This is a genomic window from Brevundimonas sp. NPDC055812 (assembly GCF_053616535.1).
This window is the reverse complement of the sequence record NZ_JBSHDX010000004.1, coordinates 120,723-145,348: the sequence shown is the minus strand read 5'-3', so window position 1 is coordinate 145,348 and position 24,626 is coordinate 120,723. Positions and strand designations below refer to the sequence as shown.

Genomic DNA, 24,626 nt, shown 5'->3' with positions numbered 1-24,626 from the left:
GAACGGGTCGATCGCCGAACCGGTCGGAGCCGGAGTGTTGTTACCGTCGGCCATTACTGCGCTCCCGCCTTCTCGTCGCCCGGCAGGACGGTCGGATAATCGGCGCCTTCCCACGGAGACAGGAAGTCGAAGTTGCGGAATTCCTGAGTCAGCTTCACCGGCTCATAGACCACGCGCTTCTGCTCTTCGTCGTAGCGGACCTCGACATAGCCCGTCATCGGGAAGTCCTTGCGCAGCGGGTGCCCCTGGAAGCCGTAGTCGGTCAGGATGCGGCGCATGTCCGGGTGATCCGAGAAGATCATGCCGTACATGTCGAAGGCTTCACGCTCGAACCAGCCGGCCGACGGATAGACCGACGACACGCTGGGGACCGGCTTCACTTCGTCGGTCGAGACCTTGACGCGAACGCGCGCGGCGCGCGTCAGCGACAGCAGGTGATAGACGACCTCGAACCGCTCGGCGCGGTCGGGATAGTCGGCGCCGCAGACGTCCATGCACTGCTGGAAGCCGAACTGATCGCGCAGGGCCGTCATGACCTCGACGATCTTCTCGCGCGGGGCGATCAGGGTCAGTTCGCCATAGGCGACCACCGCCTCGACGCCGAGCGCCGCGACCATTTCCGTGCCCAGAGGCGTCAGGGCGGATTCGCGCTCCGCAACGCGCACCAGCTCGCTCATCGCTCGATGGTCCCCGTGCGGCGGATCTTCTTCTGCAGCTGCAGGATGCCGTACAGCAGAGCCTCGGCGGTCGGCGGGCAGCCCGGAACGTAAACGTCCACCGGCACCACGCGATCACAGCCGCGCACGACGCTGTAGCTGTAGTGGTAATAGCCGCCGCCGTTGGCGCACGACCCCATCGAGATGACGTAGCGCGGGTCCGGCATCTGGTCGTAGACCTTGCGCAGAGCCGGAGCCATCTTGTTGGTCAGGGTGCCGGCGACGATCATCAGGTCCGACTGGCGCGGCGACCCGCGCGGCGCGGTGCCGAAGCGCTCCAGGTCGAAGCGCGGCATCGACAGGTGGATCATCTCGACGGCGCAGCAGGCCAGGCCGAACGACATCCACATCAGCGAACCGGTGCGGGCCCAGGTGATGACGTCGTCCAGCGAGGTCGTCAGGAAGCCACGCTCGCCCAGCTCCGTATTGACGGACTCGAAGAACTTGTCGTGAATCTTGGGGTCATAGCCCTCGACGGTCGAGCGCGCGGCGGAACCGGCGGGGACCAGGGGGCTAGAGGGGGCGATCACTGCCATTCCAGGGCTCCCTTCTTCCATTCGTAGATGAAGCCGACCGTCAGGACGCCCAGGAAGACCATCATCGACCAGAAGGCGAAGACCATGCCGCCGTGCGACAGGTCGAACATCGACACCGCCCAAGGGAACAGGAAGGCGATTTCCAGGTCGAAGATGATGAAGAGGATCGACACCAGATAGAAGCGCACGTCGAACTTCATGCGCGCGTCGTCAAAGGCGTTGAAGCCGCACTCATAAGCCGAGAGCTTCTCGGTGTCGGGGTTCTTGGGGGCCAGCACCCAGGCCGCCAGCATGAAGCCGGCGCCGAGCACGATGGCGATGCCCAGGAAAACGACGATCGGAAGATATTCTAGAAGAAATTCGTTCATTCGAGCTGCCTCGCCCGCCGGGAGGTAGGGGGCGGATTCGGGGCTTCTTAGACCCAACCTCGCCAGGGTTCAAACCCATGTCGGCAAAGGTTTTTTGTTGCGAATGGTTCGCAGTTTTTTGCGCGATTTGCCGCAGGCCGCGCGATTGCCTCCTATGCCGCTGATCCGCGAAATGCGCCGTCGCCTTCGACACAGCCGAGAGCTTGCGCATGAACCTGGCCGCCCGCCTGCTGAACTCCATCGAACGCATCGGCAATCGGCTGCCAGATCCTGTCTTCCTATTCCTTTGGCTGATCCTGGGCCTGGTTGTTCTGAGCCTGGTCGGCGCAGGTCTGGGCTGGTCCGCAATCAATCCGGTGACCGGCGAGGCGCTGCAGGCGCAAAGCCTTCTGTCGCCCGCCAATCTGGAGCGGCTGTTCATCGGCATGCCGCGCACCCTGGCCGATTTTCCGCCGCTGGGGATCGTCATCACCATCATCTACGGCGCCTCGGTGGCCGAACGGACGGGCCTGTTCTCCACCGCCATTCGCGGCGCTCTGCTGAATGCGCCGCGATTCATCCTGACGCCGATCGTGGTGATCACCGGCATGGTGTCTCACCACGCCTCCGACGCCTCCTATGTCGTGGTGATTCCGCTGGCGGCCGTCATCTTCGCCGCAGCGGGCCGTCATCCGCTAGCCGGCCTGGCCGCCGGATTCGCCGCCGTGTCGGGCGGCTATGCCGGCAATCTGTTCCCCGGCGCCAGCGACGCCCTGATCCTGGGCATCACCGAGCCCGCCGCCCATCTGATCGACCCGTCCTACGCCGTCAGCATCGCCGGCAACTGGTTCTTCATCGTCGGGGTGGTGATCGTCTTCACGCCCATCGTCTAGTTCCTGACCGACCGGGTGATCGAGCCGCGCCTCGGCGCCTGGACGCCGCACGACGCCGCACCGGTCGCCGCCGAAGAGAAGACGCCCCTCACCGCGGCCGAAAAGCGCGGCCTGGCCTGGGCGGGCCTGACCATCCTGGCCATGATCGCCGTCTGGACAATCGTGACCTTCCTGCCTGGCTCGCCCTTCGTCGACGCCGACGCCGAGCCGGAACAGCGCTTCAATCCCCTGTATCGCTCGCTGGTGGCCTTCTTCGCCCTGACCTTCTTCATGGCGGGCGCGGCCTTCGGCGCGGGGTCCGGCTCGATCAAGACCCACCACGACCTGGTGCGGATGATGCGCGAGGGCATCAGCCAACTGGCCCCCTACATCGTCCTGGCCTTCTTCGCCGCCCACTTCGTCGCCATGTTCAACTGGTCGGGCCTGGGGCCGATCCTGGCGGTCAACGCCGCCGCCTCCTTACGCGAACTGGCCCTGCCCACGCCGCTGCTGCTGATCATGGTGGTGCTGGTGTCCTGCGTCTTCGACCTGTTCATCGGCTCGGCCTCGGCCAAGTGGTCGGCGCTCGCCCCCATCGTCGTGCCCATGTTCATGCTGCTGGGCATCAGTCCCGAGATGACCACCGCCGCCTATCGCATGGGTGATTCCGTCACCAACATCGCCACGCCGCTGATGAGCTACTTCCCGCTGATCCTGACCTTCGCCCAGCGCTGGGATCCGAAGTTCGGTCTGGGCTCGCTGATGGCGACCATGCTGCCCTACGCCGGGGCCTTCCTGGTCGCGGGACTGATCATGGTCGCGTCCTGGGTGGCGCTGGACCTGCCGCTGGGACCGGGCGTGGGCGTCCACTACGAACCGCCGCCGCCCGCCACGGCGTCGCAACTGCCTGCGGACGGCGGAATCGCCGGTCCCGCAGCCCCGCCGCAGGCCGCCGCAACGCCCTCGGCCAGATGATTTGATTTATCCACAGCCGCGTCGCTTGACGTGCGACGCGGCCCCGCCTAAACGACGCCCCTCGCCGGGGCGCACAGTCGCTTCGGATGGGAACGCGGGTGTAGCTCAGTTGGTTAGAGTGCCGGCCTGTCACGCCGGAGGTCGCGGGTTCGAGCCCCGTCACTCGCGCCACTCCTCTCAGGGTTCTGAGGGAGTGGCGCACCGCCCTTCCCTTTGTCTTCTGACAATCGAGATTGATCGCAGACGCAGCTTTCGTGCGTCTGTTCCGCCGCGTCCGGCCTTAAGCCCTCGGGACGAGCCCGAGGGCGACAGCGGCGGGCGCCTAGTTGATCGGCAACATCTCTCGCGGCGTGACGAACTCGGCCTTCCCGGTCAGTTCGCCATAAAGCATGGTCAGATCCTCGAACACGCGGTTCCAGGCGAACTGCTCGACCGCCTTGACCCGCGCCGCCGCCCCCAGGGCCTCCACGTCGCGCGCGAACAGGGCCTCAATGGCCGCTGCGTAGTCGACCGGGTCGGCGGAAACGGCCAACTGACCGACGCTCTCGTCCACCGTCTCGGCCACGCCGCCCGAGTTGACGCCCACCACGGCCCGGCCGCAGGCCATGGCCTCCAGCACGATCAGGCCGAACGGTTCCTTGTCGTTGGCGTGCACGAAGGCGTCGCAGCTGGCGATGATGCGGGCCACCGCGCGCGGATCCTTCTCGTAAGGCAGGGAGATGACCCGATCCTCGGGCGGCATCCCCGCCCCCGCACCGACCAGCACCAGATGGTAGGGCGCGCCCAGACGCTGCACCGCGTCGATCAGGACGCCGACGTTCTTCTCCTTGGCCGGACGCCCCGCGAAACACAGCAAACGGGCGTCGGCGCCCAGGCCCAGCTTCTTCAACAGCCAGTCGCGATCGCGGCGGTCGGGATGGAAGGTGTCCACCTCGACGCCCAGCGGACGAATCACAATGCCGCCCACGCCCGCCTCTTCCAGGCGCTGCGCGATAAAACGGCTGGGCGAGACCACGCGGTCGAATTGGGAGAACAGCCTGGCCCACCGCTTTTCGACCGGCTTCTTGGCCCATTCCCCGAAATGCAGGGCCGCCAGGGCCGCCGGGTCCGAGTGGCAGAAGCCGACGACCGGGCAGCCGACCCTCTGGCCGGCCTCCAGCGCGCCCTGGCCAGGCGTATAGGGATCGCCCGCCTCGATCAGCGCGGGATTGAGCGACGACACCCAGGCGCCCCAGCGCCGCACCGAACTGGGCCAGCGATAGCCGTCGCCGAACGGCAGCTTGGGCGCGTGAAGACGGACCACGCCGTCAGGCTCCATCCTGTATCCCGCCCCCGGCACGACCAGGTTGTGCGCCACCTCGGGCCGATGCCCCTCCAGCCAGGCCTTCTTCGATAGGAGATAGCGTTTCACCCCGCCGGAGCGCGGCGCGAACAACATGGTGGTGTCAACGAGGCGCGGCCGGGAATCAGCGGCTGCGGTCTTCGTGGCTCGCAAGGTGTCGGCCACCTCTTCGTCCAGGCCGGGAAACAGCCTCAGTTCGCTTTCCTGGACGTCGATATGGTTCGCGCTCATGCGATGGATCCTGTGCCTGTCGTTCTTCACGCTAACGCTAAAGCTCCGGCTTTGGATGCGACGGACACGGCTGATCTTCACCGCGACTTTCGGCCCGTAGCGCCTGGAACCGCTACGCTCAAGAGGGCGTCGCAATCCGGTCGCACGCCGCCGCTTTTCATCCGCCGTTCAGCTTCATCTGCATAGGCCGGGCCTTGCATTCGCCTCAAATTCGAGAAACTTGGGGCGTGCGGGCGTGGACCCTGTTAGGAGGGGCGCCTTCAATCCTTGCGCGTGCGACCACGAGGGGTTTCTTACGAATGCGTATTCTGCTCGCGAGCGCCGTTGCGATCGCCCCCCTGCTGGTCGCGTCCGGCGCTCAGGCCGAACAGGTCATTTCGAACGCGCGGACGACGCCTGTCAGCACCTCGACCGCCAACAACGGCGCGCGGGACGACGTGCGGCTGGCCAGCGGCGGTTCGATCGCCGTGACGTCAGGCGCCGCCGTGACGCTGGATTCCAGCAATGACGTGAAACTGGATTCCGGGTCCAAGATCGACATGCTCAAGGCCGCCGACGGCGCCACGGGCATCCTGGTCAACGGCGGCAACACCGGCGACGTCACCATCGGCGGCGCGATCAACATCACCGACTCGATCGAGGAATATAAGGACGAGGACAAGGACGGCGACCTGGACGGTCCGTTCGCCGACGGGACGAACCGTCACGGCGTCCGCGTCACGGGCTCGGCTCCGCTGGTCGGCGACATCCGCATCGAATCGTCCGGTTCGATCAAGGTCGAGGGCAATAATTCCTCGGGCCTGACGGTCGAGGCCCCGTTGACCGGCGACCTCTTCAGCCAGGGTCAGGTCAGCGTCGTCGGCAACGACACCTACGGCATCCACACGACCGGCGACATCACCGGCGACGTCACTATTCTGGGCAGCGTCAGCGCCATCGGCGAGAACGCGACCGGGGTCGCTATCGACGGCGCGGTCGACGGCGCGGTCAAGATTCAGGGCGCGGTCAATACGACCGGCTATCGCTACACCACCCCGCCGCCCAGCAAGCCGACGACGGGCGAGCCGCGCGAGGGCGCGACCTATCTCGAAAATCTCGACGACGACGATCTGCTGCAGGGCGGCCCGGCCGTCCGCATCGCGGGCGACGTCACCGGCGGCGTGGTCTTTGATGGCCCTCCCCCGCCCCTGCCTGACGACGCGACTGAGGAAGAGAAGAAAGACACCGACCGCGACAAGGACGGTATTCCCGACGCCCAGGAGACGACCGCCGCCATCCGTTCGTTCGGCGGCGCGCCGGCGGTGCTGGTCGGCTCAGCCGACAAGGCCATCAACCTGGGCCCGGTGGGAACCGGAGACGACGCCTATGGTCTGATCAACCGGGGCTCCATCGAGGCGGCCGGCGTCTACAAGGACGTCGACGCCACCGCTGTCCAGATCGGCGGCACGGGCCAGTCGGTCACCCTGGCCGGCGGGCTGCGCAACCAGGGCACGATCACCTCTTCGGCGAACACGGGCGACAGCACGGGGGTCCTGATCGGCGCGGACGCCACGGCGCCGAGCATCGTCAACTCGGGGGCGATTCAAAGCGTCTCCGCCAGCTCGGAAGCCAACGTCGCCGCCGGCGTGCTGATCAACCAGGGCGCCAATGTCGCCTCCTTCGTCAACTCCGGCTCGGTGACGGCAGGGGTCAACGGCTCCAAGGGCGACGCCGTCGCCCTGCGCGATGAATCCGGCACGCTGACCACGATCAACAACACCGGCAAGATCGTGGCCGCCATCAGCCCCGAAAAGGATGTGGCCCAGACCGGCTCGGCCATCGCCGTGGACGTCAGCGCCAACAGCACAGGCGTCACCCTGGTCCAGGACGGCGTGGTCGTTCCCGATCACAAGCTGCCGGACGCCGACGGCGACGGGGTGCCTGACGCCAATGAACCCGCGATCCGCGGCGACATCCGTCTGGGCTCGGGCGCCGATGTGCTGGACATCCGCAACGGCACGGTGAACGGAGACATCTCCTTCGGAACCGGCGCCGACCGCCTGGCCATCAGCGGCGGCGCCGTGGTGACCGGCAAGCTGTCCAATGGCGACGGCCAGTTGGACATCGACATCTCCAAGGGCACCCTGGATGCGCGCCATACGGGCCAGCTTCAGGTCAGCGACCTGAACGTCGGCGCCGACGGCAACCTGATCGTGACCCTGGACCCCGCCAACGACGCCAACGGCGGCTTCAAGGTCAGCGGCAGCGCCGACCTGGCCGACGGGGCGGGCCTGGGCGTGCGCTTCAACTCCCTGATCCAGGACCCGACGTCCTTCACCATCATCGAGGCGGGCGACCTGAACGTCGGCGCCATCGACCAGGACGTGCTGCAGTCCAACTCGCCCTACGCCTTCGTGGTCAACGCCAACGTCGACGAAGCCGCCGGAAAGCTGACGGTCGACGCCCGTCGCCGCACGGCGGAAGAGGCCGGCATGATCAAGGCCGAGGCCGCCGCCTATGACGTGCTCTACGCCGGCCTGGCCGACAATGAGCTGATCCGCGCGGCCATGCTGAACCAGACGGACCGCGACGGCTTCTTCCACATCTATCAGCAGTTGTTGCCCGACCACTCGGGCGGCCCGCTGCTGTCGCTGGCCAGCGGCGTCGACGCCGTGACCCGCGCCCTGACCGGCCGCAACGCCGCCGCGGCGCCGGGCGAAACCAGCGCCTGGGTGCAGGAGATCAACTTCTACGCCGACAAGGACAAGACCGACACCTACGGCTTCCGTTCCGAGGGCTTCGGCCTGGCCGGCGGCGTCGAACGCGGCACCAACATGGGGGCCTTCGGCCTGACGGCGGCCTTCACCTCGTCGGATCTGGAAGACTCGGAATCGGCGGCCGAGGAAGTGCTGTCGGCCAGCCTCCTGGAGCTGGGCCTCTACTGGCGGGCTCAAGGCCAATACTGGACGACCTGGGCGCGCGCCGCAGGCGGCTACGCCTCCTTCAACGCCACGCGCAAGCTGGTCGCCGAGGGCGTCAACCTGAAGAACGAATCCAGCTGGCACGGCTTCACCCTGGCCGCCGCCGGCGGCGCTTCGTACGAGCGCCACTTCGGGCGCCTGAACATCCGCCCCGAGGCCTATGTCGAATATTTCTCGCTGAGCGAGGACGCCCGCACCGAACAGGGCGGCGGCGACGGCTTCGACCTCGATATCGATGAGCGCGACGGCCACATCTTCTCGGGCGTGGCGGCCGTGAACATCGGCTACGGCTTCGGCAAGGACGGCTGGATTCGCCCCGAGGTCCGTCTGGGCTGGCGTCAGAACTTCTCGGTCGACGCCGGTACCACCATCGCCCGCCTGGCTTCGGGCGGCGACGCCTTCACCCTGGACCCCGCCAGCATCGAGGGCGGCGGTCCGATCCTGGGCTTCCGCCTGAACGTCGGCAACGACCTGGGGCTGCTGTCGATCACCGGCGATGCCGAACTGCTGGAAGACTACGTCCGCTACACCCTGCTGCTGCGGGCCAGCTTCAAGTTCTGATTTTTCTTCGGAACACGAACACAAAAGGGCCGCCGGATTCGTTCCGGCGGCCCTTTCCCTATCTTGCCGAGCCCTCTCGCCTTTCTATGATCCTCCCGAACCAGAGGGGGTTTCATATGAACAAGTTCGCCTGGGCGGCCTGCGCCCTGATCCTGAGCGCCCATGCGCCGGCGATGGCCCAGACCGCCGAGCCGTCAATCGCCGCGCCCGCCCTGCCCGCCGTCGACCGCGGTCTCTTCTCCGCCCAGGACCTGTTCGGCATGGAGGTCGCCTCCGACGCCCAGATCAGTCCGGACGGCGCGCAGATCGCCTATGTTCGCCAGACGGCCGACATCATGACCGACCGGATGCGCCCGACCATCTGGCTGATCGACGTGAAGACCGGCCGCCACGCGCCGCTGATCGCCTCGGCCGGCTCGCACCGTCAGCCGCGCTGGTCGCCGGACGGCACGCGCCTGTCCTACATCTCCAGCGCCGAAGGCGGCGCGCCGCAGCTATTCGTGCGCTGGATGGCGTCGGGAGAATCGGTCCGCGTCACCAACCTACCGAACACCCCGTCCAGCGTCAGTTGGTCGCCCAACGGCGAGCAATTGGCCTATTCCGTCCTGGTTCCCGGCGAAAAGCCCAAGATCGGTTCGCCGCTGGTCAAGCCGGAAGGCGCCCAGTGGGCTCCGCCGCTGGAGATCATCGACACCGTCACCTATCGCGCCGACGGTCAGGGCTATCTGAAGCCCGGCTTCCGCCACGTCTTCGTCGTCGGCTCCCAGGGCGGCGGCGGGCGCCAGCTGACCCATGGCGACTTCAATCACGGCGGCGGCCTGTCCTGGTCGGCCGATTCCCGCACCATCTACCTCAGCGCCAACCGCCGTGCCGACTGGCAACGCGAGTCCGCCGACAGTGAAGTCTACGCCCTGGACGTGCAGACGGGAGGTCTGACGGCCCTTACCGACCGCGCGGGGCCGGACAATTCGCCCGTCGCATCGCCCGACGGTCGTCGCATCGCCTACCTCGGCTACGACGACAATCGGATGGGCTATCACAACACCCGCCTTCATGTGATGGACGCCGACGGCTCTAACCGCCGCGTCCTGACCGGGGATATCGACCGTTCGGTCCAGTCGCCAGTGTGGAGCCGCGACGGCCGCTCGGTCTATGTCGCCTATGACGACCAGGGCCGCACCAAGGTCGCCCGCGTGTCGCTGGACGGCGCGATCACCACCCTGATCGAAGATCTGACCGGCGACGACTTCGGCCGTCCTTACACCGGCGGCGGCTTCACCGTGGCCGACGACGGCGCCATCGCCTATACGCGCGGCGATTCAAGCCGCCCGGCCGACGTCCACGTCCTGAAGAGCGGCCGAAGCACCCAGCTGACCCGTCTGAACGCCGATTTCCTGGGCGCTCGCCGCCTGGGCGAGGTGCGTCGCGTCCAGGTCGCCTCCTCCCACGATCAGCGCGCGGTCGAAAGCTGGCTGACGCTGCCGGCCGACTATGTCGAGGGCCAGCGCTATCCCCTGGTGCTGGAAATCCACGGCGGCCCGTTCGCCGCCTATGGCCCGCACTTCGCCACCGACAACCAGCTGTTCGCCGCAGCGGGCTATGCCGTCCTGTCGGTCAATCCGCGCGGCTCGACCTCCTATGGGGACGAGTTCGCCAACCTGATCCACCACAACTATCCGTCGAACGACTATGACGACCTGATCAGCAGCGTCGACGCCGTCATCGCCCAGGGCGTCGCCGATCCGAACCGCCTGTTCGTCACCGGCGGCTCGGGCGGCGGCGTGCTGACCAGCTGGATCGTCGGCAAGACCGACCGCTTCAAGGCCGCCGTGGTCCAGAAGCCCGTCATCGACTGGGCCAGCTTCGTGCTGACGGGCGACAACCCCGCCTTCTTCGCCCGCTACTGGTTCGGCGAATTTCCGTGGGAGAACCCGCAGGCCTACTGGCGCCGGTCGCCGCTGTCGCTGGTCGGCAACGTGAAGACCCCGACCATGGTCGTCGTCGGCGACGAGGACTATCGCACCCCGGTCAGCGAGTCGGAGCAGTACTACACCGCCCTGCAGCTGCGCGGCGTGCCCACGGCCCTGGTGAAGATCCCCGGCGTCGGCCACAGCCTGGCCGTCCGCCCGTCCCAGAACGCGGCCCGCATGAACGCCATCATCGAGTGGTTCGAGCGGTACAAGGACGGCGCCCCGACCATGACGGCGCAGTAAGAGCCTGTCCCCGCGTCCGTCCGGCGACGGGCGCGGGGGGCCAGCGTGGCGTTAGTTGACTTTTAACCAGAACACTTACAGAACATCACGAACGGTTCACGCCTTGTTCTGGATTCGCCGCCATGCTCACAAAGAAACAGCACGAACTCCTGATGTTCATTCATGAGCGCATCCGGGAGACGGGCGTTTCGCCGTCCTTCGACGAGATGAAGGAGGCGCTGGACCTGGCGTCCAAGTCCGGCATCCACCGCCTGATCACGGCGCTGGAGGAACGCGGCTTCATCCGCCGTCTGGCCCACCGCGCCCGCGCGCTGGAGGTGGTCAAGCTGCCGGAACAGGCGACGGCCGCTGCGCCGGCCAAGGGGCGGGCCCCGTTCAGGCCCGACGTGATCCAGGGCGGCGGCCTGAACCCGCGCCAGGTTGTCGCGGAAGCCGCCAACGACGTGCGCGATCTGCCCCTGCTGGGCAAGATCGCCGCCGGCACCCCGATCGCCGCCATCCAGCATGAGCGCGAGCGCCTGCCCGTCCCTGAAACCATGCTGGGCGCCGGCGAGCATTACCTGCTCGAGATCGAAGGCGACTCCATGATCGAAGCCGGCATCCTCGACGGCGACACGGTCATCATCAAGCGGGTCGAGAACGCCTCCTCGGGCGAGATCGTCGTGGCCCTGGTCGAGGGCGAGGAAGCCACGCTGAAGCGCCTGCGCAAGAAGGGCCAGTCCATCGCCCTGGAGCCCGCCAACAGCGCCTATGAGACCCGCATCTTCGGCCCCGACCAGGTCGAGGTCCAGGGCAAGCTGGTCGGTCTGCTGCGCCGGTATCACTGATCCCACTTCCGCTCATCCCGGCGTCCGCCGGGATGAGCGGGGTTGAGGGTCAACGCCTAATCCGTCCCGCCTCCGCTCCACGGCCGCCGTCCCCGCACCTCCGCCGCCCATAGGGCGCGCCAGCCGCCCGCCTCATCCCGCCACAGCTCCACCGAGCCGCCGTGCGCATGGTCGGCGCCGTCCAGCACCAGCCGCCCCTCGCATGACGGCGGCAGGGTCGCGACCACGGCTCGCACGCTGACCACCTCGGCGTTGCGACACATCTGATCCATCTGCTCCGCGGCCGGCGCCGCCTTGCCCCACCACAGCGCCAGCGCGCCCTCCCGGCCTTCCGGCGCGCAGAAGGACCGCTTGCAGGTCCAGCCTTCACCCGGCCGCCCGACCGCTTCCAGCCCTCGCCGCCGGGACCACAGGTCGCTGGCGAACTGACGCACGGCAGGCCGCATCACGACCGCCTGTTCCCCCTGCTGATACGCCGCATTCGCCCCGCCGTCGCCGATCCACACGTCCGGCGGCGCCGGGCGCGGCCAGATCAGCACCGCCGCCGCGAAGGGCAGGCCCACCCATCGCCATCGTCCGCGCCACAGGCACATGAACAGAATCCCCAGGAAGGCGACCGGCAGGGCCGCCGCCGGAGCGCTGGGGATCGCCTGAACCGCGCCGGGCAGGCTCGCCGCCCAGTGGCCGATGGCCAGCATGGCGTCCACAGACTTCCCCGCCAGCCACAGGAAGGGCGCGCCAAGTCCCAAAGGCTCCAGCGCCGCCCCCAGCGCCAAGGCGGGCATCATGATGAAGTCCGCCAGCGGCGCCGTCGCCAGGTTGGCGATCAGCCCATAGACGGCCGTACGGTTGAAATGCTGCATGGCGAACGGCCCAGTCGCCATGCCCGCCACCAGACTGGCGGCGCAGGCGGCCAGCAGCCAACTGCCGAACCTCTGCACCATGACGATAGGCCAGGGCGCGGCGAACTCGCGGATACGACGCGGCCAGACCTCGACCAGAGCGACCAGAGCCGCCGTCGCCGCGAACGACATCTGGAACCCCGGCGTCACCACGGCTTCCGGCCGCAGCAACAGGACCACGAAGGCCGCCGCCGCCAACGCCCGCATCGTCACCGCCTGCCGGTCCGCCAGGACGGCCAGGAAGGCGATGGAGGCCGTGACCGCCGCCCGCTCGGCCGGCGGCGGCGCGCCCGAGATCACCAGATACGTCCCGACCGCAACCAGACCGGCGATCGCCGCGACCTTCTTGCCCGACACGCGCAGCGCCAGCCACGGCCAGGCTGCGACCAACAGGCGCGCCGTGAAGAAGACGAAGCCCCCGACGACCGCCATGTGCAGGCCCGAGATCGACAGGATGTGCGCCAGTCCCGAATCCCGCATGGCGTCCAGGTCGGGGCTCTGGATCCAGGTCTCGTGCCCCGTCGTCATGGCCGCCGCCACCCCGCCCGTGCGTTCGCCCAGACGCGCCACGATCCGCTCGGCCAGGGCGTAGCGCACGGCGTTAACCTTCATCTCCATCCGCACCCGCCACGGCGGCGGCGCCAGAGCGGCGGGCCGCGTCGGCCCCAGAGCGAACAGCGTCCCGCCCATGCCCTGGAAATAGGCGTTGCGGCCAAAGTCATAGGCGCCGGGACTGGCGGGCGGCGGCGGCGGATTCAGGATGCCGAAGACGCGGATGGCCGCGCCGGGCGGCGGCGGCGCGCCTTTCACCGTCACGCGCAACCGCTCGGGCGTCGCCTCGGGCGTCAGACCGCGCACCCGCACCGGCGCCACGACGATGCGAGCGCCGTTCTGGCCCGGCGAATCCACGTCCATCACCCACCCTTCGATCTGGGTCGGCACCATGTCCGCTGGTGCGATGGGCGCCGCCACCGCCTCGGCCCTCAGCTTGGCCACCGCCAGGCCGCCGCTGAAACAGGCCAGCATAAGCAGGCTTAGTGTCGCAGCACGCGGCAACCCCCGCGCCCGACCGACAAGCCAGAGGCCCAACAGCGCCAGGCCCGCCGCAGCCAGCGGCCACGTCGCGGGTTCCTCTTTCAGGATGAAGTAGCAGCCGCATCCCGCCCCGAAACAGACGGATGACCACAGCGGCCAACGATCCGCCTGGGACCGCGCATCGTCGCCCAGGCTGTCAATTAACCGGGCCATAAGGGTTCGCTTCCCCACGGGCGGGCGTATAAGACCCTGCCCTATGGACCCTGCCTCTATGACCTCCCCTTCCTCGACCGTCGTCACCCGCTTCGCCCCCTCGCCCACAGGCTACCTGCATATCGGCGGGGCGAGAACCGCGTTATTCAATTGGTTGTACGCCAAGGGACGCGGCGGCAAATTCCTGATCCGCATCGAGGACACCGATCGCGAGCGTTCGACGGATGAGGCGGTGAAGGCCATCTTCGACGGCCTGTCCTGGCTGGAGCTGTTCGGCGACGAAGAGCCGGTCTTCCAGTTCGCGCGCGCCGACCGTCACCGCGAGGTGATCAATGAACTGCTGGCGGGCGGCCACGCCTATCGTGACTTCCTGACCGCCGACGAGACCACGGCCCTGCGGGACCAGGCCAAGGCCGAGGGCCGCGACTTCGTCTCGCCCTGGCGCGACCGCGAGCCCGGCGTCGACGATCTGGCCAAGCCGCACACGGTGCGCTTCCGCCGCCCGCTGGATCAGGCTGTCGTGGTCGACGATGCGGTGCAGGGAACCGTGCGCTGGGAGTCCGCATCGCTGGACGATCTGGTCATCCTCCGCTCGGACGGAGCGCCGACCTACAATCTGGCCGTGGTGGTGGACGACCACGACATGGGCGTGACCCACGTCATCCGCGGCGACGATCATCTGAACAACGCCGCCCGCCAGAGCCTGATCTACGACGCCCTGGGCTGGACGCGGCCCACCTTCGCCCACATCCCCCTGATCCACGGCCCGGACGGCGCCAAGCTGTCCAAGCGCCACGGCGCCCAGGCGGTGCATGAGTACGCCGACATGGGCTATCTGCCCGAGGCCATGCGCAACTATCTGGCCCGACTGGGCTGGGCCCACGGCGACGACGAGCTGTTCAGCGACGAGCAGGCCCTGGCCTGGTTCGACCTGACCGGCGTCAACAAGGCGCCCGCCCGCCTGGACTTCGACAAACTGGCCCACGTCAACGCCCACTGGCTGCGCCTGGCCGACGACGACCGTCTGGCCAAGCTGACGCTGGACGCCCATCTGGCGCGCGGCCGCGCGCTGCAGCCGGATGACGAGGAACGGCTGCTGCGGGCCATGCCCTTCATCAAGGATCGCGCCAAGACCATACCGGAACTCGCCGACCAAACGGCATTCGTGTTGCAGGCGCGTCCGCTCCCGTTGAACGAGAAATCGGCGGCTTTGCTGCAGGGCGAAACCGGGCTGCGAATCTCACGACTGCGTGAACGACTGGGACTTTTCCAGAGCTGGGACGTCTTCGCCTTGGAGGCAGAACTTAAGGCTTTCGCCGAGGAGGAAGGCGTAGGCTTCGGAAAAATCGGCCCTTCCATGCGCGCTGCCTTGACGGCTGGCTCGGCGTCGCCCGATATCGCCCGCACGCTTTGCGCGCTCGGACGCGACGAAAGCCTCGGGCGCTTGGATGATGCGCTGCAACAGACTAAGTGATCACCCATAACCAACTCAGGCCGCCCGCCTCCCCGCGCGCCGGTCCAAGGAAGAACAAGGGGCCTAGATGACTGAACAAGCGAAACCCGCCGGCTCGGCGACCCTGTCCTACCAGGACAAGACTGTTGAGCTCCCTGTCCTTTCCGGCTCGACCGGCCCGGACGTCATCGACATTCGCAAGCTGTACGGCGGAACCGGCGCCTTCACCTTCGATCCCGGCTTCACCTCCACGGCGGCCTGCGAATCGGGTCTGACCTATATCGACGGCGATGAAGGCGTGCTGCTGCACCGCGGCTACCCCATCGACCAACTGGCCTCCAAGTCCAACTTCCTGGAAGTCTGCCACTTGCTGCTGCACGGCGAACTGCCGAACGCCGCCGAATTCGAAGAGTTCGAGCAGTGCGTCACGCGCCACACCATGCTGCACGCCCAGTTCGACCGCTTCTTCGAGGGCTTCCGTCGCGACGCTCATCCGATGGCGATCATGGTCGGCACCGTCGGCGCCCTGTCGGCCTTCTATCACGACAGCCTGGACATCCATGACCCGGTCCAGCGCAACATCTCGGCCATCCGTCTGATCGCCAAGATGCCGACGATCGCGGCCCGCGCCTACAAGTACCACATCGGCCAGCCCTTCATCTCGCCGCGCAACGACCTGTCGTACGCCGAGAACTTCCTGCGCATGTGCTTCGCCGTCCCGGCCGAGGACTATCAGGTCGACCCGGCCCTGGTGCGCGCCATGGACCGCATCTTCATCCTGCACGCCGATCACGAACAGAACGCCTCGACCTCGACCGTCCGCCTGGCCGGTTCGTCGGGCGCCAATCCGTTCGCCTGTATCGCCGCCGGCATCGCCTGTCTGTGGGGCCCGTCGCACGGCGGCGCCAACGAAGAGGCGCTGAACATGCTGAAGGAAATCGGCACCCCGGACCGCATCCCCGAGTTCATCGAGGGCGTGAAGGCGCGCAAGTACAAGCTGATGGGCTTCGGCCATCGCGTGTACAAGAACTACGACCCGCGCGCCAAGGTCATGCAGCAGTCGGCCTATGAGGTTCTGGCCGCCACGGGCCGCGAGAACGACCCGCTGTTCCAGGTCGCCAAGGAACTGGAAGCCGTCGCCCTGCAGGACGAATATTTCACCTCGCGCAAGCTGTTCCCGAACGTCGACTTCTATTCGGGCATCACCCTGTCGGCCATGGGCTTCCCGACCACCATGTTCACCGTGCTGTTCGCCCTGGCCCGCACCGTGGGTTGGATCGCCCAGTGGCAGGAAATGATGGCCGATCCGTCGCAGAAGATCGGCCGTCCGCGCCAGCTGTACACGGGCCCGACCGAGCGCGACTACGTGCCGCTGGCCCAGCGCGGCTAAGCCGTCGCACAACGAAAAATGCAGAAACGCCGGGGCGAAAGCTCCGGCGTTTTTTCGTGCTCGGTGAGTCATCAAGCCTCGCGCCCTCAGTGAACCGCAAGGCGAGGATCCGGCGATCATGGCGCTGTCCGCCAGACAATCCTACGGCTAACGCCTTTGTGATCACGGCGTGTTACGACCAAAGCCGTATTGGAATCAGGGTGATGCGGCGCCTATGTCCGCGTCGTTCCTTGAGCCCTCCCCGGCTCCAGTCGTCAGGTTTGCGATGTCCCGCGTCCGTAACGCCGCCCTCAAGTCGAAGATCATGTCCGCCCAGGACGTCGCCGCCCTGATCCCGGCCAACTCGACCGTGGGCATGAGCGGCTTCACCGGCTCGGGCTATCCCAAGGTCGTGCCCATGGCCCTGGCCGAGCGGATCGAGGCCGAGCACGCAGCCGGCAACCCGTTCCGGCTGAAGGTCTGGACCGGCGCCTCGACCGGGCCTGAGTTGGACGGCGCCCTAGCCAAGGCGGACGGCATCGAGTTCCGCCTGCCCTACAACTCCGATCCCGTCGCGCGTGAGAAGATCAACAAGGGCGAGATGGAATACCTGGACATGCACCTGTCGCAGGTGGCGCCGGTGGCCTGGCAGGGCTTCCTCGGTCCGCTGGAGACGGCGGTAGTCGAGGTGTCGGGCATCCGCGAGGACGGGGCGCTGATCCCCTCGTCGTCCATCGGCAACAACAAGACCTGGCTGGACCGCGCCGACCGCATCATCCTCGAGGTCAACAGCTGGCAGAACGCCGCGCTGGAGGGGATGCACGACATCTACTACGGCACCGCCCTGCCACCCGCGCGCGTGCCGATCCCGCTGACCAAACCGACCGACCTGATCGGCGAGACGGTCTTCCGCGTCGATCCATCGAAGATCGCCGCCATCGTCGAGACGGACAGCCCTGACCGCAACCTGCCCTTCGCCGCGCCCGACGCCAGCGCCACAGCCATCGCCTGGCATCTGATCGAGTTCCTGCAGCATGAAGTGAAGCTGGGCCGCCTGCCCGCCCATCTGCTGCCGCTGCAATCGGGCGTGGGCAATGTCGCCAACGCCGTGCTGGCCGGCCTTCAGGACAGCCCGTTCGAGAACCTGACCGCCTATACGGAGGTGCTGCAGGACGGGATGCTGGACCTGCTGGACTCAGGGAAACTGACGGTCGCCTCGGCCACCGCCTTCTCGCTCAGCCCCGAGGCCGCCGCCGATCTGAACAGCCGGATGGAGCAGTTCCGCGGCAAGATCATCCTGCGCCCACAGGAAATCTCGAACCACCCGGAGATCATCCGCCGCCTGGGCTGCATCGCCATGAACGGCCTGATCGAGGCCGACATCTACGGCAACGTCAACTCGACCCGCGTCATGGGCTCGCGCATCCAGAACGGCATCGGCGGCTCGGGCGACTTTGCGCGTAACGCCTACATCTCCTGCTTCGTCACGCCCTCGACGGCCAAGGGCGGCAAGATCTCGGCCATCGTGCCCATGGCCAGCCACGTCGACCACATCACCCAGGACGTGCAGGTCATCGTCACGGAACAGGGGCTGGCCGACCTGCGCGGCCTGTCGCCCAAGCAGCGCGCGCGGGTCATCATCGCCAACTGCGCGCACCCCGACTATCGCGACGCGCTGAAGGACTATTACGACCGCGCGCTGGAAGGGTCATACGGCCTGCAGTCGCCGCACCTGCTGACCGAGGCGCTGTCGTGGCACCAGCGCTACATCGAAACGGGGTCGATGAAGGCCTGACCCTCCCGTCTCAGGCATAACGGCGGGCCACGGCGACGCTGGCCACCGTCAGTGCGGCCGCCGCGACCATGGTCCACGGCACGGCCTCGTGCAGCACCAGCCCCGCCAGCGCCAGGGCGAAGAAGGGCTGGAGCAGTTGCAGCTGACCCACGCTGGCGATGCCGCCCATCGCCAGGCCGCGATACCAGAAGATGAAGCCGATCAGCATCGAGAAGACCGAGACATAGGCCAGTCCGGTCCACGCCGGGACGCCGATGGCGCTCCAGTCGGCGGGCAGGTCCATCGTCGTCACCACCAGCATGATCGGCGCCGACAGCACCAGCGCCCAACAGATGACCTGCCAGCCGCCCAGACGCCGCGCCAGTATGCCGCCCTCGGCATAGCCCAGACCGCAGATGACGATGGAGCCCAGCATCAGCAGGTCGCTGGTCCACGCTCCGTCGCCGTGGCTGCTGAAGGCGAAACCGATCACCGTGGCGCTGCCCAGACCGGAGAACAGCCAGAACAGCGGGCGCGGCCTCTCCCCGCCTCTCATTACGCCGAAGATGGCCGTAGACAACGGCAGCAGGCCGATGAAGACGATCGACCGGGCCGAGGTCATATGCTGCAGCGCCAGGGCCGACAGCAGGGGAAAACCCACCACCACCCCGACCGCGATCACCGCCAGCGACATCAGATCGCGCCGGTCCGGCCGCGCCTGCCGCGTGGCCAACAGCACCAGCCCCGCCAGCGCCGCCGCGATAACCGCCCGCGCGCCCGTCAGGAACAGCGGCGACAGGTCCGCCACCGCCAACCGCGTCGCGGGCAGCGAGCCGCTGAAGATCACCACCCCCAGAAGCCCGCAGATCAGGCCGTCGATGCGCTTCTGTTTCGCCGTGTCCATTCCGTCTTCCTCTTCGCCGCCTGATTGGACTCCCGGCGCTGGCGAAGGCAGCCACAGATCGATACGCTTTCGCCGAACTGTATGGATTATGGAGCCGGCACGGTTGTCCCGCAGCACACGCACCACCGAGGTCATGGAGGCCATTCGCATCCGTATCGCCGGGCGCAGCCTGGCCCCCGGCGACCGCCTGCCGTCGATCCGGCGTTTCGCCGAGACCATGGCGGTTTCGCCTTCAACCGTCGTCGAGGCCTATGACCGGCTGGCGGCCGAGGGGTTGATCCGCGCCCGGCCGGGATCAGGCTTCTATGTCTCGGGCGCCGCCCTGCCTCCGCTCAGTTTTGCGGTCGATCCCGGCCTGCACGACCGCGCCGTCGATCCCTTCTGGGTGTCGCGCCAGTCGCTGGAGGCGCCGCCGGAGGCCCTCAAGCCCGGCTGCGGCTGGCTGCCTGCCGACTGGATGCCGACCGAGGCGCTGCGCAAGGCCCTGCGCGCCGTAGCGCGGGCGGACGACGCCCTTCTGACCGACTATGGCGGCGTGCTCGGCTCGAGGGCGCTGCGCCGCATCCTTCTGGGTCGTCTGGCGACCGAGGGGCTGCAACTCGGCCAGGATCAGGTGCTGCTGACCGGCTCCGGCACCCATGCCGTCGATCTGACGTGCCGTTATCTGCTGCGGCCCGGCGATACGGTGGTCGTGGACGATCCCTGCTACTTCAACTTCCGCGCCCTGCTGCGCGCGCATCAGGTCCAGGTCGTCGGCGTCCCCTACACGCCCACAGGCCCTGACGTCGAACGGTTCGAGGCCGTACTGAAGCAGGCCTCGCCCCGGCTCTATCTGACCAACGCCGGGCTTCAGAACCCGACCGGCGCCGGCATCGCGCCCCAGACGGCGCACCGCCTGCTGAATCTGGCCGCCGCGCATGACCTCACCATCATCGAGGACGATCTTTTCGCCGATCTGGAGCCCGAGCCCACCACCCGACTGGCGGCGCTGGACGGGCTTAACCGGGTCATCCGCATCGGCAGCTTCTCCAAGACGCTGTCGGCCTCCCTGCGCTGCGGCTACATCGCGGCGCGCGTCGACCGGATTTCGGACCTGGCTGATCTTCAGGTGGCGACGGGCTTTGTCGGCGCCAGTCCGGTGGCGGCCGAGGCCATCGCCCACGTCCTGGCCGGGGGCGGCTATCGCAAGCATCTGGACGAGGTTCATCGACGCCTGGCGCGAAAGCGCCGCGAGGTGATCGCCCGCCTGAGATCCCTCGGCGTCGAACCCTGGATCGAGCCGCGCGGCGGCTTCAATCTTTGGTGCCGACTGCCCGGCGAAATCGATTCCGCCGAATTGGCTCGGGCCGCGCTGAAGGAGGATATCGTCCTGGCGCCGGGCGACGTGTTCAGCCCCTCACAGACGGCCAGCCGCTTCATGCGGGTCAATGTGACCCACTGCGACGACCCGCGCCTGATGAGCTTCCTGCGCCTAGGCCTCAGCGGCTGAGCGCAGCGGGGAACGGGCGGCCGAGAGCCTCGGCCATGGCCTGCTGATTGATCAACAGCACCAGGTCGCGCAGGTGGTAGTTGTTGGACAGCACCACCACCGTCACCTCCTGATCCGGCTGATAGGACACCAGGTTACGGAAGCCCGCCCAGCTGCCGGTGTGGTAAATCTGGCGATCGCTGAACGGCGAAGAGGTCCGCTCGCCCAGGGCGCTGACATAGAGGCCGTAGCCATAGGCCCGGTGCGGGCCGCGCCGCTCCGGCATATCGTCCGGCGCATGGTCGGCGATCAGGTCGGCATAGGCCTTGTCGCTCAGGATATGGCCCTGATGCAGGGCGCGGTTCCAGGCCAGCATGTCGTCCAGCGTCGAATACAAGGCCCCGGCGCCGGCCACTACGCTGACGTTGGCGATGGGCTGCGGCGTCAGACCCGCCGGGAACAGGCCGTAGCCCATGGCCAGCCCCTGGGCGTCGTCGTTCACGTCGGAGCCGGTGTCCTTCAGGCCCTGGGGCTTGAGGATGGCCTGCTCCAGATAGGTCTCGAACGGCTGGCCGCTGGCCCTCGACACGATCTCGGCCGCCAGATTGAAGGCGGCGTTGTTGTAGCGAACCTTTGTTCCCGGTTCGAACTGCAGGCCATAGCGGGCCGAGGTCTCGGTCAGCTCCTGCGGCGTACGATGGGTGACCCGAATACGGCCCCACTCGGCCTGGGCCATCAGGTCCGGGATACCCGAAGTGTGCGACAGCAGGTGATGGATGCGCAGCGGCCGCCAGGCGTCCGGGCACGGCTCGATCCATTTGCAGACGGGGTCGTCGACCGACAGCTTGCCCTCGTCCTGAAGCTTCAGGACAGCGACGGCGGTGAACTGCTTGGACACCGACGCCAGGCGGAAACGGGTGTCCAGGGCGAAGGGCGTGTCCTGCTCATAGTTCGCCTTGCCGTAGACCTGACGGAACAGGACCTGACCGCCCTTCGACACCAGGACCGCGCCGGTGAACTGCTTGGTCGCGGCCAGATGATCCAACCGTTCCTTCAACTGCGGCAGAGCCTCGACCACCTGGACGGGCGGTCGCTTGGGCAGGTCCGACTGGTAGACGACAGCCGCCTGGGTCTCCGGCGCGACGGCGTTCAGGAACCAGGCCCCCGCCCCGGCCGAAATCAGGCCGGCGGCGACGAGAGAGCCGAGGAACCAGGGCCTGCCGCCCGCAGTCTTGGGAACGATGAACACGGTACTAGACGTCAAACTCCAGGCCGAACTGGGCGTACAATGCCTTAGAGTCTTGCCACTTCGGATCGACTTTGACGGTCAAAAACAGGTGAACGGGGCGATCCAGGATCTCGATCAGCTCCTCGCGCGCCTTCTGGCCGATCCATTTCAGGGTCTGGCCGCCCTTGCCCAGCACGATCGGGCGCTGGCTTTCACGCTCGACATAGATGGTCTGTTCGATGCGCGCCGAGCCGTCGGCGCGGTCCTCGAAGCTGGTCGTCTCGACCGCCGCCGAATAGGGCAGTTCCTCGTGGACGCGCAGATAGACCTTCTCGCGCGTGATCTCGGCGGCCAGAACGCGCAGCGGCACGTCCGCCGACTGGTCTTCGGGATAGAGCCACGGCCCCTCGGGCATAGCCTTGGCCAGACGCGCCTTCAGATCGTCCACGCCGTCGCCGCTGAGCGCCGAGATCATGAAGACCTCGGAATAGACACCCGTTTCGAACAGGCGCTGCGACAGGGCCAGCAGGGTGTCGCGGCGCATCCCGTCGATCTTGTTCAACGCCAGGATGACCTTGGTGTCGGTCGCCTTCAGATTGGCGATGATGGTCTCGGTGTCCTCGGCCGAGCGGCGGTCGGCAGGCGTGCCTTCGCGGCCTTCGGCGTCGATGTGCGACTGGGCGTCGACCAGGTGGACGACCACGTCGGCGTCCTGCGCCCCGGCCCAGGCCGAGGCGACCATGGCGCGGTCCAGACGGCGGCGTGGGGTGAAGACGCCGGGCGTATCCACCAGCACGATCTGGGCGTCGCCCTCGATGGCGATGCCCCGCACGGGAAAGCGCGTCGTCTGCACCTTCTGGGTGACGATGGAGACCTTGGAGCCCGTCAACCGGTTCACCAGCGTCGACTTGCCCGCATTGGGCGCGCCGATGATGGCGGCGAAGCCCGCGTGCTGGTTGCTGATCTCGGTGGTTTCGGGAGTTTCGGTCAAATCACGCCTTCACGTTTCAAAAGAGCGACGGCGGCGGCCTTTTCCGCCTCCTGTCGCGAACGCCCTTGGGCTCGGGCGGGTTCATAGCCGGTCACCGTCGCCTCGACCGTGAAGGTCGGCGCGTGGTCCGAGCCGGTGCGCTGGATCACCGCATAGGTCGGCAGCGGACGGCCCTGCCCCTGCGCCCATTCCTGCAGGGCGGACTTGGGATTGGTGATGGCCGGCGCGGGAGGCGCCGCCAGTTCCTCGGCCCAGGCGCGCTCGAACACGGCCTGAGCCGCGATCAGGCCGCCGTCGCGATAGACGCCCGCCAGGATCGCCTCAACAGCATCGGCGATGACTCCGGCCTTTCTGCGGCCGCCGGTCTTGGTCTCGCCCGGAGACAGGCGCAGGGCGTCGCCGACGCCTAGCCGCTCGCCCACGCGGGCGCAGGCGGCCTTGTCCACCAGGGCGTGCAGGCGGGCCGACAACTGCCCCTCGTCCGCTGCGGGAAAGTCGCGCACCAGGCGGTCGGCCACCAGAAGACCCAGCACCCGGTCGCCCAGGAACTCCAGCCGCTCGTTGTCGGCCGGAACCTGCGGGCCTGCGCCTTCGCCCACGCTGGAATGGGTCAGGGCGCGTTCCAGCAGCTCCGGCTCGGCGAAATCATGTCCCAGACGACGACGCAGGGCCGCCACGGCCTCGGCGCGCACGTTCGTGCGTCCGCCGGCCATCAGTCGAGGATCTTGAAGAACCGGCTGAAGCGCACATTGGCGAACCAGCTGACCGGATTGAACAGCGAGGCGCCCGGCGTCCACGAGAACATGATGATCTCGGCCTTGCCGACCAGATTTTCGGCCGGGACCATGCCCACGCCCGCCGACATCTCGACACGGCTGTCGATCGAGTTGTCGCGGTTATCGCCCATCATGAAATAATGGCCCGACGGCACTTCATACAGCGGCGTGTCGTCCAGCTCGCCGCCCGGACCGAAGTCCTGCGTCATGAAGGTGCGGCCGCCCGGCAGGGTCTCGCGCAGCTGCGTCACCGAACGGGCGCCGAACATATCGGCCATCTGGGCGCGGCTGACCTCGACGTCCTGAACCGGCGCGCCGTTGATGTAGAGCTTGTTGGCGATCATCTGCACCTTGTCGCCCGGCAGGCCGATCACGCGCTTGATGTAGTCGGTCTTGTTGTCGCGCGGCAGCTTGAACACGGCGATGTCGCCGCGCGCGGGCGCCTTGCCCAGGATGCGGCCGTTGAACACCGGCGGGCTGAACGGGATCGAGTGCTTGGAATAGCCGTACGACCACTTCGACACGACGATGTAGTCGCCTTCGTACAGGTTCGGCTCCATCGAGGCCGACGGGATGGTGAAGGGCTGGAACAGCAGCACACGCAGCACCAGCGCGATCAGCAGGGCGAAAACGACGGTCTTGATGATCTCGACCGTTTCGTTGCTCGCGGACTTTTCTTTCGTCACTCGTTTGGCTTTCCTGTAGCGCCGCGGCGCATGGATCGGCTTTTCGCTGTCGAGCGCTTCAGGGTCGTCCCCCATGTCGAAGGGGGCGTCGCCGTCATCGCTCCAGATCGGGCGGCCGACCGCCGGATCAAGGGCGGAGGCGCCCGCGCCGCCGTTCAGCTTGGGGTCGTCGGTCATCATCTGCTCGAATCCCCTGCCGCGCGCAGGGTTGGAAGAGCGAGGCGTAATCGCTGAACCCGCAGCGGGC

The 24,626-nt window shown here is 67.5% G+C and carries 17 protein-coding genes, 1 tRNA gene and 1 pseudogene; 9 read left to right on the top strand and 10 right to left on the bottom strand.

Features of this window, described 5'->3' with window-relative positions; genetic code table 11:
- Positions 1-53: 53 nt before the first annotated feature.
- From ACWGL1_RS08445 to ACWGL1_RS08435, 3 genes are read right to left on the bottom strand one after another with little or no spacing between them, the layout of a single operon-like run.
- A complete protein-coding gene (locus ACWGL1_RS08445) occupies positions 54-677 on the bottom strand; it encodes an NADH-quinone oxidoreductase subunit C (protein WP_291774501.1) in 624 nt (207 codons plus the stop codon).
- The gene (locus ACWGL1_RS08440; protein ID WP_087141646.1) at positions 674-1,273 is read right to left on the bottom strand and encodes a NuoB/complex I 20 kDa subunit family protein; all 600 of its coding nucleotides are present in this window, start codon (positions 1,271-1,273) and stop codon (positions 674-676) included. Before ACWGL1_RS08440 ends, ACWGL1_RS08445 begins: the two co-directional genes overlap by 4 nt.
- Positions 1,243-1,620, bottom strand: a complete 378-nt coding sequence (locus ACWGL1_RS08435) for an NADH-quinone oxidoreductase subunit A (protein WP_003164585.1) — start codon at positions 1,618-1,620, stop codon at positions 1,243-1,245. Before ACWGL1_RS08435 ends, ACWGL1_RS08440 begins: the two co-directional genes overlap by 31 nt.
- A 209-nt stretch (positions 1,621-1,829) precedes the next feature.
- On the opposite strand from ACWGL1_RS08435, the pseudogene ACWGL1_RS08430 reads away from it, so the two are divergent.
- Together ACWGL1_RS08430 and ACWGL1_RS08425 are read left to right on the top strand one after the other, a co-directional pair.
- Positions 1,830-3,446 (top strand): annotated as a pseudogene (locus ACWGL1_RS08430) (AbgT family transporter).
- 94 nt (positions 3,447-3,540) lie between these two features.
- A tRNA-Asp gene (locus ACWGL1_RS08425) sits at positions 3,541-3,617 on the top strand.
- 151 nt (positions 3,618-3,768) lie between these two features.
- Here ACWGL1_RS08425 and ACWGL1_RS08420 read toward each other — a convergent pair.
- A complete protein-coding gene (locus ACWGL1_RS08420) occupies positions 3,769-5,019 on the bottom strand; it encodes a glycosyltransferase (RefSeq protein ID WP_452111744.1) in 1,251 nt (416 codons plus the stop codon).
- A 299-nt stretch (positions 5,020-5,318) separates the two neighbouring features.
- Between ACWGL1_RS08420 and ACWGL1_RS08415 the strand changes: the two genes are divergently transcribed.
- The 3 genes from ACWGL1_RS08415 to lexA all read left to right on the top strand — a co-directional run bounded on the left by ACWGL1_RS08415 (position 5,319) and on the right by lexA (position 11,580).
- The gene (locus tag ACWGL1_RS08415) at positions 5,319-8,540 is read left to right on the top strand and encodes an autotransporter outer membrane beta-barrel domain-containing protein (RefSeq protein WP_452111743.1); all 3,222 of its coding nucleotides are present in this window, start codon (positions 5,319-5,321) and stop codon (positions 8,538-8,540) included.
- Between the two features lie 116 nt (positions 8,541-8,656).
- A complete protein-coding gene (locus tag ACWGL1_RS08410) occupies positions 8,657-10,753 on the top strand; it encodes a prolyl oligopeptidase family serine peptidase (protein WP_452111742.1) in 2,097 nt (698 codons plus the stop codon).
- Between the two features lie 122 nt (positions 10,754-10,875).
- Positions 10,876-11,580: a transcriptional repressor LexA gene (gene lexA, locus ACWGL1_RS08405; RefSeq protein ID WP_452111741.1), complete on the top strand. Its 705-nt coding sequence runs from the start codon at positions 10,876-10,878 to the stop codon at positions 11,578-11,580.
- A gap of 56 nt (positions 11,581-11,636) precedes the next feature.
- Here the strand turns inward: lexA and ACWGL1_RS08400 are convergent, their stop codons facing one another.
- On the bottom strand, positions 11,637-13,730 hold the full coding sequence (locus tag ACWGL1_RS08400; RefSeq protein WP_452111740.1) for a ComEC/Rec2 family competence protein: 2,094 nt from the start codon (positions 13,728-13,730) through the stop codon (positions 11,637-11,639).
- 58 nt (positions 13,731-13,788) lie between these two features.
- Between ACWGL1_RS08400 and gltX the strand changes: the two genes are divergently transcribed.
- The 3 genes from gltX (at position 13,789) to ACWGL1_RS08385 (ending at position 18,347) form a co-directional block, all read left to right on the top strand.
- Complete coding sequence (gltX, locus tag ACWGL1_RS08395) at positions 13,789-15,204, top strand: glutamate--tRNA ligase (protein WP_452111739.1); 1,416 nt, start codon at positions 13,789-13,791, stop codon at positions 15,202-15,204.
- Between the two features lie 67 nt (positions 15,205-15,271).
- The gene (gltA, locus tag ACWGL1_RS08390; protein WP_291774456.1) at positions 15,272-16,573 is read left to right on the top strand and encodes a citrate synthase; all 1,302 of its coding nucleotides are present in this window, start codon (positions 15,272-15,274) and stop codon (positions 16,571-16,573) included.
- 265 nt (positions 16,574-16,838) lie between these two features.
- Entirely contained in the window at positions 16,839-18,347 is a 1,509-nt protein-coding gene (locus tag ACWGL1_RS08385; RefSeq protein WP_452111738.1) for an acetyl-CoA hydrolase/transferase family protein, read from the top strand.
- A gap of 10 nt (positions 18,348-18,357) precedes the next feature.
- Here the strand turns inward: ACWGL1_RS08385 and ACWGL1_RS08380 are convergent, their stop codons facing one another.
- Positions 18,358-19,230 (bottom strand): DMT family transporter, encoded by an 873-nt coding sequence (locus tag ACWGL1_RS08380; RefSeq protein WP_452111737.1) that lies wholly within the window; start codon positions 19,228-19,230, stop codon positions 18,358-18,360.
- 103 nt (positions 19,231-19,333) lie between these two features.
- Between ACWGL1_RS08380 and ACWGL1_RS08375 the strand changes: the two genes are divergently transcribed.
- Entirely contained in the window at positions 19,334-20,719 is a 1,386-nt protein-coding gene (locus tag ACWGL1_RS08375) for an aminotransferase-like domain-containing protein (protein ID WP_452111736.1), read from the top strand.
- Here the strand turns inward: ACWGL1_RS08375 and ACWGL1_RS08370 are convergent.
- Genes ACWGL1_RS08370 through lepB form a run of 4 tightly spaced genes read right to left on the bottom strand, consistent with a single transcriptional unit; the run spans position 20,709 to position 24,556 of the window.
- Entirely contained in the window at positions 20,709-21,947 is a 1,239-nt protein-coding gene (locus ACWGL1_RS08370; RefSeq protein WP_452111735.1) for a serine hydrolase domain-containing protein, read from the bottom strand. The genes ACWGL1_RS08375 and ACWGL1_RS08370 overlap by 11 nt on opposite strands.
- Positions 21,948-21,951: 4 nt before the next feature.
- Positions 21,952-22,917 carry a GTPase Era gene (gene era / locus ACWGL1_RS08365; RefSeq protein ID WP_338578492.1) on the bottom strand — a complete coding sequence of 322 codons (966 nt, stop codon included), beginning with the start codon at positions 22,915-22,917 and terminating at the stop codon, positions 21,952-21,954.
- On the bottom strand, positions 22,914-23,630 hold the full coding sequence (gene rnc / locus ACWGL1_RS08360) for a ribonuclease III (protein ID WP_338578491.1): 717 nt from the start codon (positions 23,628-23,630) through the stop codon (positions 22,914-22,916). Before rnc ends, era begins: the two co-directional genes overlap by 4 nt.
- On the bottom strand, positions 23,630-24,556 hold the full coding sequence (lepB, locus tag ACWGL1_RS08355; RefSeq protein ID WP_338578604.1) for a signal peptidase I: 927 nt from the start codon (positions 24,554-24,556) through the stop codon (positions 23,630-23,632). Before lepB ends, rnc begins: the two co-directional genes overlap by 1 nt.
- Positions 24,557-24,626 lie beyond the last annotated feature (70 nt).